At 73.8% G+C, this 18,235-nt stretch carries 9 protein-coding genes; 1 reads left to right on the forward strand and 8 read right to left on the reverse strand.

All coding sequences use genetic code 11. From position 1 onward, the window contains the following. Nucleotides 1-42: 42 nt before the first annotated feature. Nucleotides 43-1,062: a medium chain dehydrogenase/reductase family protein gene (locus OG570_RS31755; protein ID WP_326952746.1), complete on the reverse strand. Its 1,020-nt coding sequence runs from the start codon at nucleotides 1,060-1,062 to the stop codon at nucleotides 43-45. Nucleotides 1,063-1,142: 80 nt separating this feature from the next. Beyond that, complete coding sequence (locus OG570_RS31760; RefSeq protein WP_326952747.1) at nucleotides 1,143-1,703, reverse strand: TetR/AcrR family transcriptional regulator; 561 nt, start codon at nucleotides 1,701-1,703, stop codon at nucleotides 1,143-1,145. A 166-nt stretch (nucleotides 1,704-1,869) separates the two neighbouring features. Here OG570_RS31760 and OG570_RS31765 point away from each other — a divergent pair, with 166 nt between their 5' ends. Next, a complete protein-coding gene (locus tag OG570_RS31765; RefSeq protein ID WP_326952748.1) occupies nucleotides 1,870-2,403 on the forward strand; it encodes a hypothetical protein in 534 nt (177 codons plus the stop codon). Here the strand turns inward: OG570_RS31765 and OG570_RS31770 are convergent. The 6 genes from OG570_RS31770 to OG570_RS31795 form a co-directional block, all read right to left on the reverse strand. Beyond that, entirely contained in the window at nucleotides 2,393-3,265 is an 873-nt protein-coding gene (locus OG570_RS31770; RefSeq protein ID WP_326952749.1) for a TauD/TfdA dioxygenase family protein, read from the reverse strand. The two genes, OG570_RS31765 and OG570_RS31770, sit on opposite strands and share 11 nt — an antisense overlap. A 21-nt stretch (nucleotides 3,266-3,286) precedes the next feature. Continuing rightward, nucleotides 3,287-3,880 carry a hypothetical protein gene (locus OG570_RS31775; protein ID WP_326952750.1) on the reverse strand — a complete coding sequence of 198 codons (594 nt, stop codon included), beginning with the start codon at nucleotides 3,878-3,880 and terminating at the stop codon, nucleotides 3,287-3,289. Between the two features lie 61 nt (nucleotides 3,881-3,941). Continuing rightward, nucleotides 3,942-4,988, reverse strand: a complete 1,047-nt coding sequence (locus OG570_RS31780) for a GSCFA domain-containing protein (RefSeq protein ID WP_326952751.1) — start codon at nucleotides 4,986-4,988, stop codon at nucleotides 3,942-3,944. Then, nucleotides 4,985-13,444, reverse strand: a complete 8,460-nt coding sequence (locus OG570_RS31785; protein WP_326952752.1) for a non-ribosomal peptide synthetase — start codon at nucleotides 13,442-13,444, stop codon at nucleotides 4,985-4,987. The genes OG570_RS31780 and OG570_RS31785 overlap by 4 nt, the downstream gene beginning before the upstream one ends. Then, entirely contained in the window at nucleotides 13,441-17,253 is a 3,813-nt protein-coding gene (locus OG570_RS31790) for a non-ribosomal peptide synthetase (protein ID WP_326952753.1), read from the reverse strand. Before OG570_RS31790 ends, OG570_RS31785 begins: the two co-directional genes overlap by 4 nt. Before the next feature lie 228 nt (nucleotides 17,254-17,481). Continuing rightward, nucleotides 17,482-18,183: a S1 family peptidase gene (locus OG570_RS31795; RefSeq protein ID WP_326952754.1), complete on the reverse strand. Its 702-nt coding sequence runs from the start codon at nucleotides 18,181-18,183 to the stop codon at nucleotides 17,482-17,484. Nucleotides 18,184-18,235: the final 52 nt, after the last annotated feature.

Genomic DNA, 18,235 nt, shown 5'->3' on the forward strand with positions numbered 1-18,235 from the left:
GCATCGGTCGGGTCTCTTTTCGTCCGCGGGATGCGTGACTGGTCATTCACTCGACGGCACGAGAACGACCTTGCCCGTGACCGTGCCCGACTCCGCGAGGGTCAGCGCCTTCGCGACGTCCGTCAGCGGGAACCTCGCCGCCACCTGGGCCTTCACGGCACCCGTTGCCGCCAGGTCGAATACCGCCGTGAGGTCCTCCGCCAGGCGGGCGCGGAACTTCGGGAGGTTTCGCTTGCCGCCCCAGACGTTGTAGAAGTGGGTGCGGCGGCGGTTCGGGAGCGCCTGCCACCACAGCAGGCGGCCGACCAGCTTGAGCACCGCCGGGCGCGGGTTGCCGCCTGTGTCCTTCGTCGACGCGCTGCCGTACGCCACCAGCGTGCCGCCCGGGGCCAGCAGGCGGAACGAGTCCACGATGCCGGGGCCGCCGACGTGGTCGAAGACGGCGTCGACGCCGCCGGGCGCCAGCGCGCGGACCTGGGCCGGGACGTCGCCGCGGTAGTCGAGGGCCGTGGCGCCCAGTGCGGTCACGACGTCGGCGTTGCGGGCGGACGCCGTCCCGATCACGTGGATCCCGGCGGCGCGGGCGAGCTGGACCAGCGTGGTGCCGACGCCGCCGCTGGCGCCGTGGACCAGGATCGTGCCGCCCGGCCGGACGCGGGCCTTGCGGTGCAGCATCTGCCAGGCCGTGATCCCGTTGACCACGAACGTCTCGGCGTCGGCCGCGTCCAGCCCGGCCGGCACCGGCACGAGGTCGGCCGCGTCCACGACGAGGTGGCTGCTCCAGCCGCCGATCTTGGTCATGGCGGCCACCCGGCGGCCGACGAGCGCCGGGTCGGCCGCTTCGAGCACCGTGCCGACGACGTCGTAGCCGGGCACGAACGGGAACGACGGCTGGTCGTAGTACTTGCCGCGCCGCATCTGCTGCTCGGCGAACGAGATCCCGCTGGCCTCGACGCGCAGGAGCGCCTGGCCCGGGCCCGGCGCCGGCAGCTCGCGGGTGGTGACGCGCAGGCCGTCCGGCTCGACGAGGCCGGGGAGGACGATTTCGGTGGTCGTGGTCATGGGACTGTCCTTTCAAGGGTGGTGCGTGACTGGTCAATCACTCTTGGGCCGTGCAGAAACTCCCCAGGTGGGGAGGGGATTCAGTGGTGGCGGATGCCGGCGGACAGGACGGCCGTCCAGTCGCCGGGGTGCTCGTCCAGGTCGAGGGTCGTGATGAGGTGGCAGAGCTGGCCGTAGGCGATGAACCGCTGGACCTGCTCGTCCGGCGCGCCCGAGCGGGAGCGCGCGAACTCGGTCACCTTGGCGAGGCCGCGGCGCACGGCGTCGGCGATCTCCGGGGTGTCCGTGGCCGACTGGGCGTGCACCTGCAGCATCAGCAGGTTCCGGTCGGCGATCAGTTCGGCGTAGGCGCCGCCCATCTCGTACAGGACGGCTTCCGGTTCGGCGTCTCCGGCGCGGGCGGCGCCGTTCGAGAGCGCGTGCACGACCTGCTCGTAACACCGGTCGAGCGCCGCCACGAACAGGGAAACCTTGCCAGGGAACAACTTGAACACGTAGGCGGGGGAGATGGCCGCCCGGGTCGCCACCGTGCTGATCGGCGTGCTGTGGAACCCGCTCCGCGCGAACTCGGCGATGGCCGCGTCGACCACGGCGTCCCGCCGGGCGTCCGAGGTGGAGAGGGTGGCACCGCGCTTCGTCATGTGAGTGACCGTACACTCACTCTTCTCGGCAGGCAAGCCGGGTGCCCGGGAACACAGCGACGCGGAGTGCGACGCGTCCGCGGGCACGGCAGGATCGAGGCCATGAGGACCACTGACGGGAGCGCGATCGTCCCGGAACCGCGGCGGGCCTGACCGAGTGTCTACTGTGGACACAGTGGGGCCGGCGGCCTGGCCGGAGCGGGTGGTGGGCGAACTCCTCGACGGCGGCCTGATCGTCGTCCACCACTGGTACGGGCACACGGTCTGGCCGCTGCTGGGGCACGCCGACGTCGCCGCGCTCCACCTGCGTGGGACGCCGGTGCCGGCGGAGACCTGGCGCGCGACCCTGGAACCCGCGCTACGCGACGTCTACCGCCGTGCCTACCCCTACGACGACGCGTACGCGACGGCGGCCGCGGCGGCCGGTGGGTTCGCCCTGGCCCACGGCTACAGCGAAGCCGAGGCCACCGAGTACGGCGAGACCTACGCCGCGACGAACACCGACGCCAACGTCACAGCGCACGCCGACGCCAACGCGGCGGCGAACGCGGCCGCGCTGGCCGCCGCGTTCGCCGCCGAAGACGTCACGGCCTACGCCGCGACCTACCCGGCCGCGTTCGTGCGGGCGTGCGTGCTCGCCGGCGGTCCCGGAGCCCGGCAGCGGCTGGCCGACGGGCTCCGGGCGAGCCTCACCCCTTGAGCGGGCCGCCGTTGATCGCGATGCGCTGCCCGTAGCGGGTGTGCGGGAAGTAGTCGTACACCGCGTGGTGCTGGGCGCAGCGGTTGTCCCAGAACACCAGCGTGTTCGGTTCCCAGCGCACCCGGCAGGCCAGCATCGGCCGGTTCGGCACGAGCGCGAACAGCATGTCGAGCACCGCGCGGCTCTCGTCGGCCGACAGCTGCGGGATGTGCGAGGTGTAGGCCGGGTTGACGTAGAGCAGCTTGCGGTCGGTCTCCGGGTGCCGCACGACCAGCGGGTGCTCGCTGCACGGCGGCTCGTAGCCCGGCGGGATCGGGTGGCCGCGGAAGGCGAGCGCGCCGTCGTGGACCGCGGTGAGCCCGTCCAGCAGCGACTTCATCGTCGGCGACAGCATGTCGTAGGCCAGGTACATGTTGGCGAAGAGCGTGTCGCCGCCGCTGCCGGGCTCCGGGATCTCCGTGATGTGCAGCATCGAACCGAGTGACGGCTCGGCGTCCGCGGTGCCGTCGGCGTGCCAGCCGTTGCCGAACACGTTCGCCGCCTCGGGGCTGGTCGCGACCTCGAGGATGTACGGGTCGCCGTGCTCCGGCGGCGGGTTCACCGGGCGCAGCTCGCCGAAGCTCGCGGCCAGCCGCTTGTGGTCCTCGGCGGTGATGACCTGGTCGCGGAACACCAGCACGTGGTGGTCCAGGAACGCGGTCTTCAGCTCGGTGAGCTGCTCGTCGGTCAGCTCCGTGCCGAGGTCGAGGCCGGTGACCTCGGCTCCGATCACGGGGGTCAGCCCCCGCACCGCCAGCGTCCGGTACTCCCGCGCCGGGCGCGTCGTGATCGCCTTGACGGCGTCGAGTTCGTACTGCTCCATGGTTTCCTTTCCTCCCGGGTCTCAGAGTCCCAGATCGAGCAGTTCGGCCAGGACGATCCGTCCCCAGGCCAGGTTTCCGTGGATTTCGTCGTCCGCTTCGCACAGCTCGGGCCGCTGGAACCCGCTCGTGCCGGTGATCCTCCCGCGCAGGTCGGCCACCTCGACGCCGAGGCCCTCGACCGCGAGGCGGACGGTCTCCTGCGCGGCCAGGAACACCGCGGCGTCCGACTGGCCGGGCACCCGCTGCGGCGGCAGCACGGCGATCACGCGCACGCCGAGGTCGCGCGCGTGGCGGTAGAAGGCGAGCGCGTCGCGGACCGTCGCGAGGACGATCGCGTCGAACAGCGCGCTGCCCAGGAACCCGGGCGGGAAGCCGTCGCCGGTCCGGTAGAGGTGCCAGTTCTCCTTGGTGGCCACGAAGTGCGCGGCGAACCCGAACGTCGTCACCAGCGGGACGCCCAGCTCGCCGAGCCCGGCGACGCCGAGTTCGCCGAGGAAGCCGCGGTAGTGCTTCTCGGCTTCGGGCCGGTGGAACTCGACGTCGGCGTCGCGCGCGGTGAAGAAGCGGTCGGTGAACTCGCGGCCGGCGCCGATCGGGCCGCCGAGGAACGGCAACCCGGCCGCCCGCGCCGCGCGGCCGATCGGGCTCGCGTGGGAGTCGCCGAGCAGCAGGAACCTAGCGGGGGCCTCGGGGGCCGTAGTAGTCGAGGACGGCGTCGTCACAGGCATCTCCTCCCTTCACCCGCGGCGCGCGGCGCTCCTGGACCGGTGCGGTCGCCGGGCCCCGCAGCGCGGCCGTGAAGTGCCCCATCACGAACTCGACGCCCTCGGCGGTGACCTCGCGCAGGTTGGGCTCGTAGAAGCCGCTGCGGAACGGCTGCCCGGCGATCAGCTCGTACGCCGGGAAGTAGTCGACGTGGTCGTGCTCGTGGGCCAGCTGCCCGGCGACGCTCCGCAGCACGGACTTCGCGTGAGTGTTCGCGACGAGCGCGTGCTGCGTGCCCGCGGTGGCCGTAAGCGGCACGGGGGAGACCGTGAGCACGAACCGGAGGTCCGGGTTCACCGCGCGGGCCAGGGCGAAGACGTCGAGCAGGTCTTGGTGCACGTCGGCGAAGGTGAAGGTGCGCAGGGTGTGGCGGGTGTCGTCGAACGTGCCGCGGACCGTGCCCGGGCAGGACGGGTAGACGGTGCCGTCGGCGTCGCCCCAGGCCTCGGTCAGGCCGAGGGTGAAGATCAGGCAGCGGGCCCGGGCGACCCCGCGGCGGATCGCGGCGAGGGTCTCCTCGCGGGCGGCGAACACATCGTCGGCGGAGGCGAACCCGGCGGGCTCGACGGACGGACGGTACGGGTCGAAGCACCGGCCGTCCCCGGTCCACACCGTGTCCGGCGCCTTCTCGTGGCCGAAGGCCCAGGCGAGCCACTGCCGCAACACGGCGGCGGTGTAGATATTGCCGGTGCGGAAGGAGAACTCGCCGAAGTGCCGGGCGCGGCGCTCGTCGCGGGTCAGGCCCGGCGGCGGCGGTTCGGCGTCGAAGAAGTTCATCCCGTGGTCGATCAGCCCGCGCCCGAGCCGGGCGGCGAAGCAGGAGCCCGCGGTGAGCACCGGGTCGTCCTGGCCGATCGCGAACTTGGGCGTCCAGACACCGCCGATCGCGGCGGGCTCCGGTTCGGCGACGGCGGTCCGCCAGAACGCGCGGGCCGGCTGGGACTCGTACGGGTTCACTCGGCTCCGATCGTGATCGCGTCGGCCACGGCGCTGACGTGCGGGGCCCGCACGATGCCGTAGTGGGTGGCGGGCAGCTGCCGCCAGTCGCTCGGTTCGGGCAGGATCGTGTGCCAGCCGTCCGGGTCGGCGGCGGGCGGCAGGCCGGGTTCGACGTCGGCGGCGATCCAGACGTGGCTGGGGGTCGTCGCGAGCTTCGGCAGTTCGTGGCCGGTCATGCTCCGCAGGTTCGCACGGCAGGCGCGGGCGAGGCGTCGCGCGTGCTCGCCCGCCGTGCCACCGGACGCGCCGAGCTCGCGCTCGAACACGGCTTCCAGGCGGGATTCGTCGTAGTCCGCGAAGCTCGCGCCCGGGGCGGGCGGGTCGATCAGGTGCAGCGCCCGCACCGGACGTCCGCCCAGCTCGGCCTCGGCGGCCATACCGGTCGCGACCCACGCGCCGAACGACCAGCCCGCCAGCTGCCAGCGCCACTCGTCGTCGGGGAAGCGCGCCAGCAGCGCGGCGTGGTAGCGGCGGGCGCGCTCGGCGACCGGCCAGCCCGGCGGCTCGGGCCGGCTCAGCGCCGGGTCGGCGATGACGCAGACGGTCAGCTCCGGTCCGAGTTCTTTCACCAGCGGGCGGTACGCGTGGACGTCCCCGCCGACCGGGTGGACCAGGCACACGACGTCACGGCCGGTGCCCTCCTGCCACACCTGGACGGCGACGTCCTCGGGGCCGGCGGCCTCCGACAGCCGGGCCAGCAGGCCGGTGAGCGTCACTTCCGGGCCGAGCCAGGCCAGCTCGAGGTCGACGCCGAAGAGCCGTTTCACCGAGTCGACGACGTCGAGCAGCATCAGCGAATCGGCGCCGAGGTCGTAGAGCGGGACGTCCGGGTCCAGCGCGTCGACGCCGAGCAGCACGCGCACCTCCTCCGCCAGTTCCGCGGCGGGGTCTTCCTGCGGCGCGGTGACGGCGACCGGTTCGCGCTCGTGGAAGCCGCGGGCGTCGGCGAGGTCGGTCGTCGACACCAGGAGCTGCGGGAGCCCGGCGTCAAGAGCACTGGCGAAGACGCGCTTGCCCTCCTCGGCGGTCATGCCGACGGCGAGGTGGGCCTGGTGGCGGGCGTCGGTCCGCAGGGCGGTGACGGCCATGCCGGTGTCGCGCCAGACGTCCCAGCCGAGGCTCAGCCGGACGGTCGGCGCGTCCGGGGCGTGGTGGGCGAGGGCGTCGAGGAAGCCGTTGGCGGCGGCGTAGTCGAGCTGGCCGGTGCCGCCGAACTGCGCGGAGAGCGACGAGCAGTAGACGGCGAGGGCGGGCCGGTGGCGTTCGATGAGCCGCTCCACCAGCAGCGCGCCGGCGAGCTTGGCGTCCTGGCCGGTGGTGTCGCCTCGGGTCGCGATGAGGCCGCCCGCCGCGACCCCGGCGGCGTGGACGATCCCGGCCAGCGGCGTGTCGATCCGGATGTCGTCGGTGGTGAGGTCGGCTTCGAGGAGGTCGACGCGGTCGGCCCACGGCTCGAGCGGTGCGGGCAGGCGCGGGTTGCGGGCGGCGAGCACGACCCGGCCGGTGGTCCTGGTCAGCAGGACCTCGGCGACGGCGGTGCCGATGCCGCCGGTGCCGCCGAGGACGAGGTACGTGCCGTCTGCGGTCCGGCTGCCGCCGGGCGTGACCGGGGAGGTGCTTTGTTCCCACCAGAAGCCGTGCCGGAGGGCGACCCGCGCGGGCGGGGTGGGGCCGGTGAGGAGACCCGCGACCGCGGTGTCCCAGTCGCCCGCGACGTCGACCCAGTGCCCGGGGACGCCGGTTTCCTGCGGTCCGACGGCGGTGACCCCGGCGAGCAGCCCGGCTTCGGGGCGGGTGACGTCGGTGTTCGCGGGCGCGGCCCCGGCGGAGAGCCACCAGGTGCGCAGCTCGCGGGTCCCGGCGGCGCGCAGCAGGGCGGCGGGGGTATCGACGCAGGCCCAGCGCGCGTGGGCGAGGGCGGTTTCGCCGACCGGGCCGCCGATGCCGAGGGGGAGGGTGTGCAGCCAGTCGACGTCCCCGTCGAGGGCGGCGAGCACCTGGCCGAGCTGGGTCGCGTCGGCCGGATCGGCTTCGAAGAGGTCCGGCCCCGGGCGGGCGAACGACGTGGCGGCGTGCACGCGAACGACCCGGGTGTAGGCGGCGTCGAGGGCCGGGGCCGGCAGGGGGCCGTCGCTGGAGATGACGAGCACGCGGTCGACGGGGGTTTGCGCGGGGGTGGCCCGCCGGAGCCGCACCCAGGTGGGCTGGTGGAGCCACTCGGCTTCGGGAAGCCGCTGGACGGCGGGCTTGCGCGGGAAGTCGAAGTCTTCGCGGGCGAAGGAGGGCGGCGGGAAGTCCCACGGAGCCGGGGAAGCGGGGATGCCCCAGTCGACCGGCTCGCCGCGCAGCCAGGCCGCCGCGAGTTCCGCCGGGTGATCGCGCGGTGTGCTCGGGCCCGTGGGCTCTGCTTCGCGTGGCTCGGCCGTGCGCAGCCACTTCACTGCCGCCGACGCGTCGTCGCACGCCGCGGCGATGCGCCAGCGGTACTCCTTCCGGCCCGTCTGCAGGTGGCGCACCACGTCCACAAAGGACTCCGGGTGCGCCTCCAGGTACTCGGCCACCCGCAGGGCGTCTTCGCGCAAAGCCGACGCGCTGCTCGCCGACAGCACGACCACCGGCGCGGGAGCCGGACGGGACACGACGGCCGGGTCCGCCTCCAGGACCAGGTGGGCGTTCGTGCCGCCGATGCCGAAGCTGCTCACCCCCGCCACCCGCGGACCGTCGGGCCACGGCTCCGCGGCCGTCGGCACCCGGAACGGGCCCAGCTCCAGCGCCGGGTTCGGCGCGTGGAAGTCCACTGTCGGCGGGATCAGTCCATGGTGGACGGACAGCGTCGCGCGGATCAGGCCGACGACCCCGGCCGCCGCGCCCAGGTGGCCGATCTGGCTCTTCACCGACGACAACGCGCACTCGGCCGACGGATCCAGCGCCTGCCGCAGCGCCGCGACCTCGATCGGGTCGCCCAGCCGGGTGCCCGTCCCGTGGGTTTCCACGTAGCCGAGGGAAGAACGCCCGGCGCGGCGGAGCGCGGCCCGGATCACCTCGCGCTGGCCGGCCGGCGACGGGGCGGTGTAACCCTGCTTCACGGCGCCGTCGTTGTTGATCGCCGAGCCCGTGATCACCGCGTACACCGTGTCGCCGTCGCGACGCGCGTGGCTCAGCGGCTTCAGCACCACGACGCCGACGCCGCTCGCGCCGACCGTGCCGCCCGCGTCGTCGCTGAACGGGCGGCAGTGCCCGTCCGCCGAGAAGATGTGCTGCGGCCGGTACCGGTAACCCCCGGAAAGGGTGACGTCGACCAGGACGCCGCCCGCCAGCATGACGTCCGCCTCGCCGGTGCGCAGCAGCCCGGCCGCCTGGTGGACCGCGACCAGCGAACTCGAACACGCCGTCTGGGTGGTCAGCGCCGGCCCGGTCAGGTTCAGGTGGTACGCGGCCTTCGTCGCGAGGAAGTCCTTCTCGTGGTGCAGCGCCAGCTGGAAACCGTCCGGCAGCGCGGCCGGGTCGCCTTCGCGTAGCAGCGACTGGAAGTACGTGTCCTCGCCGCACCCGGCGACCAGCCCGACACCCTCGCCCGACGTGATCCCCGCGTGGGCCAGCGCCTCGACGCAGCTCATCAGCAGATGCCGCTGCTGCGGGTCCATCAGCGCGGCGTCGCGGCGGCTGATCCCGAAGTGCTCCGGGTCGAACGCCAAGGGCCCGTCGAGGATGCTGCGCGCGCCGACCAGGCCGTCGGCGGCGGCGAAGTGCTCGATGCCGCGGCCGCCGGACCGCACGAGGTCCCAGAACGCGGCCAGGTCCGGCGCACCCGGCACCCGGAGCGCCATGCCGATCACCGCGATCGGCTCGTCGGCGGCCTCAGCACCGGAAGCCACGGCCGCCGGAACCGCCGCCTCGGACAGCAGCCGCGCCAGGTCGCGGACCGTGACGTGCTCGAACAGGTCCGCCGCGGTGAACCGCAGGCCCTCCTCGGCGCAGCGCAGGTGGAACCGCATCAGCCCGAGGCTGGATGCGCCTGCCGCGAAGAACGTCTCGTCCGCGCCGATCGACGCGCCCGTCACCTCTTCGAACAGCTCGGCCAGCTGCCGCGAGACGCCCGACAGCCCGGACCGGCGGCCGCGGTGCAGCTCCTCGCCGGGCGTCCGCAGCGCGGCTTCCCGGTCGAGCTTCCCGCTCGGCGTCCGCGGCAGGGCCGGGACGACGCGGAAGCGGTCGACGCGCGCGTGCGGCGGCAGCAACGGCTTGAGGTGCGAGGACAGCTCGGCGGCCGACGGCGTCCGGTGGCATTCGAGGCAGGCCAGCAGGCTCTCGCCGTCGTGGGCCACGACCGCGTTGACGACTTCAGGGTGCCGCAGCAGCGCGGCTTCGACCTGCCCCAGTTCGAGGCGGTACCCGCTGACCTTGAGCTGGTGGTCGGCCCGGCCGTCGAAGTGCAGGAGCCCGTCGCGGCCGAAGTGCGCGAGGTCGCCGCTGCGGTAGAACAGCTCCGGCGTCTCGACGAACTTCCCGGGGACGTCCCCGAGGTAGCAGCGGGTCGTCATCAGCCCGCCGATGAGCAGCTCACCGATCCGGCCGGGCGCGCCCGCCGTGCCGGCGACCCGCAGCACCGCGCCCGCCACCGGGCGGCCGATCGCCGGGCGCTCGGGCCAGGTCATCGGGTCGCCGTCGAGCGTCAGCGCGCTGACGACGTGCGTCTCGGTCGGGCCGTAGTGGTTGTGCAGCCGTGCGCCGGGCAGGCCGGCGAACCAGCGGCGGATCGCGCCGGTGCACACGAGCTGCTCGCCCGCCGTGATCACGTCCCGCAGCCGCGACGGGTAGCTCCCGAGCCGCACGCCGTGCTCGGCCAGCAGCTGCAACGCGACGTACGGCAGGAAGATCCGCTCGATGCCCGCGGACTCCAGCTGCGCCAGCAGCGCCGGGACGTCGTGCCGCCACCCCGGGCGGACCGGGTGCAGGCACCCGCCGCCGCACAAGGTCGTGAAGATCTCCTGGAACGACACGTCGAACGACAGCATCGAGAACTGCTGGGTCACCGCGGGCGGCGCCGCCTGCCACTGCACGAGGTTCGCCAGGGTGCGGTCCGGGACGCGCACGCCCTTGGGCACGCCGGTCGAGCCGGACGTGAACAGCGTGTAGAGCGGCCGGCCGGCGTGCCGGGCCGGGACGTCCGGCGCCGGGCCGTCGGAGAGCGTGACGAACTGCCGCTCGATCCCGGCGTCGATCTCGTCGAACGCGGTACCCGGGGCGAGCAGCACACAACGCGGCCGGACCTGGTCGAGGACCTGGCGCAGCAACGCCGGCGGGTAGGCCGGGTCCAGCGGCACGGCGGTGATGTTGAGCCGGGCCAGCGCGAGCAGCGCGACGACGTGCTCGGCGGACGGCTCGAAGTACAACGCGACGTCGGTGGCGTCCCCGGGCAGCACGGCGGCGAGCCGGGCCGCGTGTGCGTCCAGCTCCGCGTAGGTCATGGTGCCCAGCGCCGGGGCGTCCGGGGTCCGCGCGACCTGCCGCGCGAAGCCCTCGGCCATCGTTTCCCAGTCCAGCTGCGCCTCTTCACCACGGCCGTGGTCGGGCAGGCTCCGCCGGTACAGTGCGGCCAGCTCCGCGGGGGTCGCCGGGCCCGCGTCGAGCAGGTCGAAAGCGCGGGAGAACAGCTCGCCGAGCGCTTCGGCCTCCGCCTCGGTGAAGTGGCCTTCGGCGTACTCCCAGAGGCAGTCGAAGCCGCCGGGACGCTCGACCACCGACATCGTCAGCGCGCACTTCGCCTCGGCCGCCTCGATCCACTGTGGACTCACCGTGCAGCCCGGCAGGCTCAACGCGCCGAAGTCGGTGTTCTCCAGCACGAACAGGTAGTCGAACGCCGTGGCGACGTCGGCGAACGCGACGTCCTGCCGGTCGAGCACCGCGCCCGACGCCGTGCCGAGCCGCCGCAGCTGGGGGCGCAGGTCCTCGTCCGGGTCGACGGACAGGGGGAGCAGCACGGTGTTGGCGAACATGCCGACGCTGTCCTCGAACTCCCGGACCGGCCGGTTCGCCACCGGCGCGGCGATCCGCGGGCCGGTCTGCCCGGTGACGCCGTAGAGGCTCCAGGCGAAGACGCCGAGCAGCAGCTGGAACCGCGTCAGGCCCAGTTCGGCGCACCACCGGTCGACGCGCTCGGTGTCGACGGTGTTCCGGCGCAACCGGCCGGCCATCGACGCGGTGAGCGACGGCTGGTCGTCGAGTCCACTGTGGAGCAACAGCAGCTCGTCGCGCTGGGCGAGGTAGGCGGGGGAGGAGAACCACTCCGTCTGCCAAAGAGCGAAATCCAGCGGCGTCCGGGAAGCCGTCGGAGCCGCGCCGGACAGCTCGCGGAACAGGACGTTCAAGGACCAGCCGTCGACCGCGATGTGGTGCAGGGAAAGCAGGAGCCGCTCGCCGTCCCAGGCGGCCCGGAACGGCCGGGGCACGGCCAGGTCGAAGGGTGCGGTGAAGAAGCCGTCCCCAGCCTCGGTCCACGGGTCGTAGGCCGGGCCGGCCACCTGACGCAGGCCGTCGGGCGTCGCCTCGAACGCGGTCCGCAGCGCGACGTGCCGCTCGACCAGGCCGCGCAGCCCCCGGCGGAGTGCGTCAACGTCGACCGGTCCGGTGATCCGGAACGCCAGCGGCACGTGGTACGCCGTGGACGCCGGATTCCGCTGCTGCAGCAGCCAGAGCCGTTGCTGCTCGCTCGTCGCGGGGGCGGACGTCAAGCCCGCCGGAGGCGCGGCTACCGGGTACTGCGCCGTCCCGGCCCCGGCGATCGCCGCCGCGAGGTCGGCGAACGTCCCTTGCCGCACCGCGGAGTGCGGGAGTTCGGTGCCCCACCGCTCCTGGACGGCGAACCGCAGCCGCAACGCCTTGAGCGAGTCGCCGCCGGAGGTGAGCCACGTGTCGCCGGGCCGCGGGTCGCGGGTCCCGAGGACGTCCGCCACGACGTCGAGGACCTCTTGCTGCCACGGCGTCGCGGGTTCGCCGGTACCCGGCCGCCGCCACGGCGCGAGGCCGAGCGCCAGCAACGCGGCCTCGTCGACCTTGTCGTTCGCGGTGCGCGGCAGGGCGTCGACGCGGAAGACGTGGTGCGGGCGCATGTAGGCCGGCACCGACGCGGTCAGGTGCGCGTCGAAGTCCGGGTAGGCCAGGTCCCCGGCCACGACGAACGTGAACAGCTCGACCGGCCCGGCCCCGTGGCGCGCGGCGACGTGGGCCTGCCGGACCGCCGGGTGGGCGAGGATCCGGCGTTCCAGCTCGCCCGGCTCGATCCGGAAGCCGCGCACCTTCACCTGCCGGTCCGTGCGCCCGACGTAGGCGAAGGTGCCGTCCGGCAGTTCGCGGACCAGGTCACCGGTGCGGTAGAACCGCTCGCCGTCGCGCTCGACGAACCGCTGCGCGGTTTCGTCCGGCAGGTTGCGGTAGCCCGCGGCGACCCCGGCGCCCGAGAGGTACAGCTCGCCGTCGACCACGAGCGCGCCGGTGTCCGGCAGCGGCCGGCCGATCGGCACGATGTCGCCGTCGAAGCCGCGCGGGATCGGGTGGCTCAGCGCGAACGTCGTCGTCTCGGTCGGCCCGTAGCCGTTGTGCAGCCGCGTGGCCGAGTCCGGGTTGGCGGCGTACCAGCGGCGGATCAGCGGCGCGTTGAGCTGCTCACCGCCGATCAGCACCCGGGCCACGGTCGAGAAGCAGTCCGGCACCGTCTCGGCGACGGCGTTGAACAGCGACGCCGTGACGAACATCGTGTCGACGCGTTCCCGGACCAGCGCGGCGGCGAACGCACGCGGGTCGCGGACGGTCTCGTCGTCGAGCACCACGCAGGTGCCGCCGGTCAGCAGCGGCGGCCAGACCTCGAAGCTGATCGCGTCGAAGGCCGGGTTGGCCAGGCTCGCGTACCGGGCGCCGGGTTCGAGCCAGGCCGGGTCGGCCAGCCGCAGGATCCCGGCGTCGCGGACCTCGACGCCCTTGGGCCGCCCGGTCGTGCCGGAGGTGTAGAAGAGGAACGACGTCGCGGCGGCCTCGGCCGGTTCGTCCGGGACGGCGGGAGCGGCGAGCAGCTCGGCCGGGGTGAGCGGCGGCAGCCCGGGCAGGCCGTCGTGGACGACGGCGACCGCGCCCGAGTCGGCGATCATGTGGTCCCGGCGCTCCGGCGGGCTCTGCCGGTCGAGCGGCACGACCTGCCCGCCGAGGCGCAGCACGCCGAGCATGACGAGGACCAGGTCCGCCGAGCGCGGCAGGCCCACCGCGACGGCGTCGCCGGGGCGGACACCGCGGCGGGACAACGACTCCGCGACGGCCGCGGCGCCGGCGTCCAGCTCGGCGTAGGTCAGTGCGCGGGTGCCGTCGGACACCGCGACGGCGTCCGGCGTCCGCAGGGCCTGGTCGTGGACGCGGCGGGCGATCATCGGGCCGCCAGCTCGGTCAGCTCGGCGGTGATCACGTCGGCGACCTGCGGGAGGGCGTCGCTCTCCAGCATGTCCCAGTGCCCGCAGTCGGCCGGTTCGATCCGGTACTCGCCGGTCGCGCGGCGGCGCCAGAACTCGTCCGAACCGGGGATCGTGTCCTCGCCCACGGCTTGGACGAACACCAGCCGCGCGGCCGACTCGCCGGGCTCGTGGTCGCGCGCGGTCAGCCGGTTGTGGTTGTACGTGCGGTGGTAGCGGTCGATCTGGGCGTCGTCGATGCCGGGGTACATCCCGTTGAAGCGCACCAGTTTCTCCCGGAATTCGGACGCGGGCACGGGCTCGATCGCGGCGCGCGCGGCCGGGTCGTCGGTGGCGTTGGTGTCGAGCAGCACGACGCTCACCCGCGGGTGGTCCGCCAGCTGCCGGCCCATCTCGTGAGCGATCAGGCCGCCGTACGACAGTCCACAAAGGACCAGCGACTCGTCCGGCCGCGGATCGACGAGCCGCAGGTACTCCGCGGCCATCGCCTCGACGCTCGGCAGCGCCTCTTCGCCGGGGTTGAGACCGGGGGACTGGATGCCGAGGACGCCGGTGTCGTCCGGGAGCAGGGCGCTCAGCGGCAGGTAGCAGAACGCCGTCCCGCCCGCGGGGTGCACGCAGACGACGCGTTGCCGCCCGGCACCGCGGCGGAACTCGATCAGGCTGCCGCCGCCGGGCGGGCTGTCCGCGCGCAGCAGCGCGGCCTGGGCCTCGATGGTCGGGTGCACGATGACGTCGCGGATCGGCAGCTCGCGGCCGAACTCCTCGCCGACCGCGTGGGCCAGCTTGATGGCCGAGATCGACGTGCCGCCGACGTCGAAGAAGTCGTCCGAGATCCCGATCGCCGGGTGCAGCAGCAGTGAGCGCCAGATCCGCAGCAGCGCGAGTTCGACGTGGTCGCGCGGGGCGGCCGTGTTCACGACCGCGGGAGCCATCGAGCGGGCGTGCGCGAGTAAGGCGTCGCGGTCCAGCTTTCCGCTGCGGCCCAGGGGAAGCCGGTCGAACTCGGCGAAGACGGACGGGATCATGTAGTCCGGCAGCCGGTCGGCCAGCGCGGCCCGCCACTCGTGCGGGGTCCGGCCGCCGCCGCCCGCGATCCCCGCGACCAGGCGGGGTTCGCCGGTGCGATCGACCAGGACCGCGGCCTCCCGGACGCCGGGGACGGCCAGCAGCGCGGCCGTCACCTCACCCGGTTCGATGCGGAACCCGCGCAGCTTGATCTGGTCGTCGCGGCGGCCCGCGTACTCGGCTTCGCCGCCAGGCAGCCAGCGGGCCAGGTCGCCGGTCCGGTACATCCGCTCCCCGGGCACGAACGGGTCGGGCACGAACTGCGCCGCCGTCAGGCCGGGCCGGTTCAGGTAGCCGCGCGCGAGGCAGTCGCCGGCGAGGAAGACCTCACCCGCGACACCCGGCGGGACCGGCCGCAGCCGCTCGTCCAGCAGGTACAGCCGCGAACCGGGCAGCGGCCGGCCGATCGGGGCGGGCCGGTCCAGGGGCCGCGGGTCGAAGTGTGCGGTCGCGTACAGCGTCGCCTCGGTCGGCCCGTACCCGAAGCAGATCCGCAGGCCGGGCAGGGTTTCCTCGAAGCGGGCCAACGCGGCTTCCGACAGCGACTCGACGCCGGTCAGCAGCTGCCGCAGCGCGAGCCCGGCGAGCCGTGACGGGTCTTCGTCGATCCAGCGGACGTAGGCGGGCGGCAGGAACGCCTGGACGACGCGGTGTTCACGCAACCACCCCAGCAATGCCGCCGGGTCGGGCCGGACCTCTTCGGGCACCACGTGCAGCACCGCGCCGGTGGTCAGCGGGAGCAGCAGCTCGTGCACGGACGCGTCGAAGCCGATGCTGGACCACGCCGACGTCGGCTCGCCCGGCGTCGCGCCGAACCGGCCGAGCCACTGGTCGAACAGGGCCAGCACGCTGCCGTGGGTGACGGCGACGCCCTTCGGCCGGCCGGTCGAGCCGGACGTGTAGATGACGTAGGCCAGGTCCGCGCGCCCGGTCCGGACGACGGGCCGGGTGGTGGCGTGGCCTTCGGCCTCGACGGCGGTGACGGACAGCCAGCCGTCGGGCCGGTCGAGCGCGTCGCTGAGCACGAACGCCGGGCGCGCGTCCTCGACCATCGCCGCCAGCCGCGCGGCCGGCTGGGCGGGGTCGAGGGGCAGGTAGGCCGCGCCGGCCTCGAGGATTCCCAGCACGGCCACCACCAGCTCGGCCGAACGTCCACTGTGGACGCCGACGACCTGGCCGGGCCGCACGCCGCGGGCGTGCAGCGCGTTCGCCAGCCGGGTGGCCCGCCGGTCCAGCTCGGCGTAGCTGACCGTCTTCCCGTCGCAGACCAGCGCGGGCGCGTCCGGGTGGGCGTCGGCCTCGGTCGTGAACCGCTCGACGAGCCCGCCGGGCCGGTATTCGGGCGCCGGGCCGGTGCTCCAGTTCGCCAGGATCTCGTGGCGCTCGGCGTCGTCGAGCAGCTCGTAGCTCGCGACCTCGTCGCCGGGCCGCTCGGCCAGCTGCGTCAGCAGCCGGACGAGGTAACGGGCGTACCGCTCGGCCGTCTCGTGGTCGAACAGGGCGACGGCGTAGTCGAGCTGCCCGGCGACGCCGCCGGCCTCGTCGGCCAGGGCCAGGGTCAGGTCGAACTTCGCCGGGGCGTACCGGTCGTCGATGGGGTCGACGCCGACGCCGGGCAGCGCCAGGACGCCGTGCTGGGTCGGCACCCAGGCGAACCCGTTCTGGAACAACGGCGTGTGCGCCGGGCTGCGCGGCGGGTTCACCAGCTCGACGACCCGTTCCAGCGGCAGCTCGGCGTGGTCGAGCGCGCCCCGCAGCGTCGCGCGGACCTGCTTGAGCAGGCCGGCGCCGGTGGGGGAGCCGGCGAAGCCGGTCCGCACCGGGAGGGTGTTGACGAAGAAGCCGAGCACACCGGCGTTGACGCCGCCCTTGCCGCGGTTCAGGGCCGGCACGCCGACAACGATGTCAGCCTGGGCGGAAAGCCGCGAGAGCAGCAGCGACCAGCCGGTCAGGATGGTCGAGAAGAGGGTGGTGCCGTGAGCGCGGGCCACCGCTTTCAACGCCGTCGTCAGGTCTTCGCCGAGGCTGATCGGCACCCGGGCCCCGCGGTGGTCCTGCACGGCCGGGCGCGGCCGGTCGGTGGGCAGCTCCAGCAGGGGCGGCACGCCGTCGAGCCGGTCGCGCCAGTACGCCTCGTGCGGCGCCGGTCCCGGCCCGGCCAGCCAGTCCTGCTGCTCGCGGGCGTAGTCGCGGTACTGGCGCGGCTCGGGCAGCTCCGCGGGTTCACCGCGCAGGAGCGCGGTGTAGAGCACACCAAGCTCCCGCAACAGGATCGTGCGCGACGCGCCGTCGAAGACGACGTGGTGGACGGTCATCAGCAGGACGTGGTGCTCGGGTCCCACGACGAGCAGCCGCGCCCGGGCCAGCGGGGCGCGGCCCAGGTCGAACGGCGTGAGCGGGTCGGCGCGCCGCAGCTCGTCGAGGTCGTCGGGCCGGCCGGTGACGTCGGTCACGGTGAGCGGTAGCCCGGCCTCGACGGGCTCGACCACCTGTCCGGGGAGCCCTGCGTCAACGACGATCCGGGTCCGCAGCGACTCGTGCCGGGCGGCGAGCGCGTCGAGGGCCCGGGCCAGCACGTCGCGGTCGAGCGGCCCCCGCAGGGCGAACGCCATGGCCTCGTTGTAGGCCGGGCCGGCGCCGTCCAGCTGGGACAACGTCCAGATCCGCTGCTGCGCGGACGACAGCGGGGCGGGAACCTGCATGGAGGTGCGGCCTTTCCGGACGGGACGGTGCGCACCGGGCCCGCGCGTGCGCCGCTGCATCCGTGGCCGGAAAACGCTGTCTGCCTGTCCGGACAGTTAACACCACACCATCGGGTGAACACGAGTTGTGTAGCAGGTTTGCCCGAACTTCCCCGTGTAGCGGTGTGTTCGCCGGTCGAACCACGCAAAAGCGGCACCTCCCGGGGAGGTGCCGCTTTTTGTGGTGCCTCAGACGCCCGCGGTCGCGGAGATCCAGTCGCGGTACTTCGTGATGTTGATGTACGCGGTGTACGACTGGCGGTCACTCGTGGAGGCGACGCCGACCTGCTTGCCGCCGGCGTACATCGGGCCGCCCGAGTCGCCGCCCGCGGTGATGCCGTCACCGCGGTTCGCGCAGACCGAGACGCCGGCCGCGCCGTCCGGGCAGTCGATCGAGGTGACGCTGACCTTGGCCACCTTCAGCAGCTGCGACTGGCACTCGATCTCGGGCTTGTCGGTGCAGGTCGCGCCCCAGCCGTAGACCTCGGCCTGGTCGCCGACGTTGACGTCGCCTTCGGAGCCGAGCGGCGCGTAGTCCGTCTGCACCTGCTGGTCGATCTGCACCAGCGCGATGTCGGAGTCCGGCGCCTCGTGCACCGACGTCGCGTTGACGGTGGTGCCCTTCGTCTGGTCCAGGTCCCCGACGTGGAAGCTGATCTGCTGGCCGTCCGCGCCCTGGGTGCAGTGGCGCGCGGTCAGGATCCAGTCCGGCGCGATGATCGTCGCGGAGCAGATCTCCTGGCCACCCGCGAACATCCGGGCCGCCGCGTGGAGCGAGTCGGCGTTGCCGCCGTCGATGATGGCCGGCTGGGCGGCCAGGGACGGGGCGGCGGTCGCCAGGGCCGACAGCAGGATGCCGGAGACGAGCACGCCGGTTCGCGCAATACGCACTTTAGGATCAACCTCCATCCGCGGGCGGGGCCTCGCGGTGACGGGCGGTCAA

It is taken from the genome of Amycolatopsis sp. NBC_01286, assembly GCF_035982555.1.
Taxonomy (GTDB): domain Bacteria; phylum Actinomycetota; class Actinomycetes; order Mycobacteriales; family Pseudonocardiaceae; genus Amycolatopsis.

Coding starts and splice junctions, on each gene's coding strand:
- OG570_RS31770 (WP_326952749.1), bottom strand. CDS start 3,265: ATGGAGCAGTACGAACTCGACGCCGTCAAGGCGATCACGACGCGCCCG.
- OG570_RS31790 (WP_326952753.1), bottom strand. CDS start 17,253: ATGCAGGTTCCCGCCCCGCTGTCGTCCGCGCAGCAGCGGATCTGGACG.
- OG570_RS31760 (WP_326952747.1), bottom strand. CDS start 1,703: ATGACGAAGCGCGGTGCCACCCTCTCCACCTCGGACGCCCGGCGGGAC.
- OG570_RS31785 (WP_326952752.1), bottom strand. CDS start 13,444: ATGATCGCCCGCCGCGTCCACGACCAGGCCCTGCGGACGCCGGACGCC.
- OG570_RS31755 (WP_326952746.1), bottom strand. CDS start 1,062: ATGACCACGACCACCGAAATCGTCCTCCCCGGCCTCGTCGAGCCGGAC.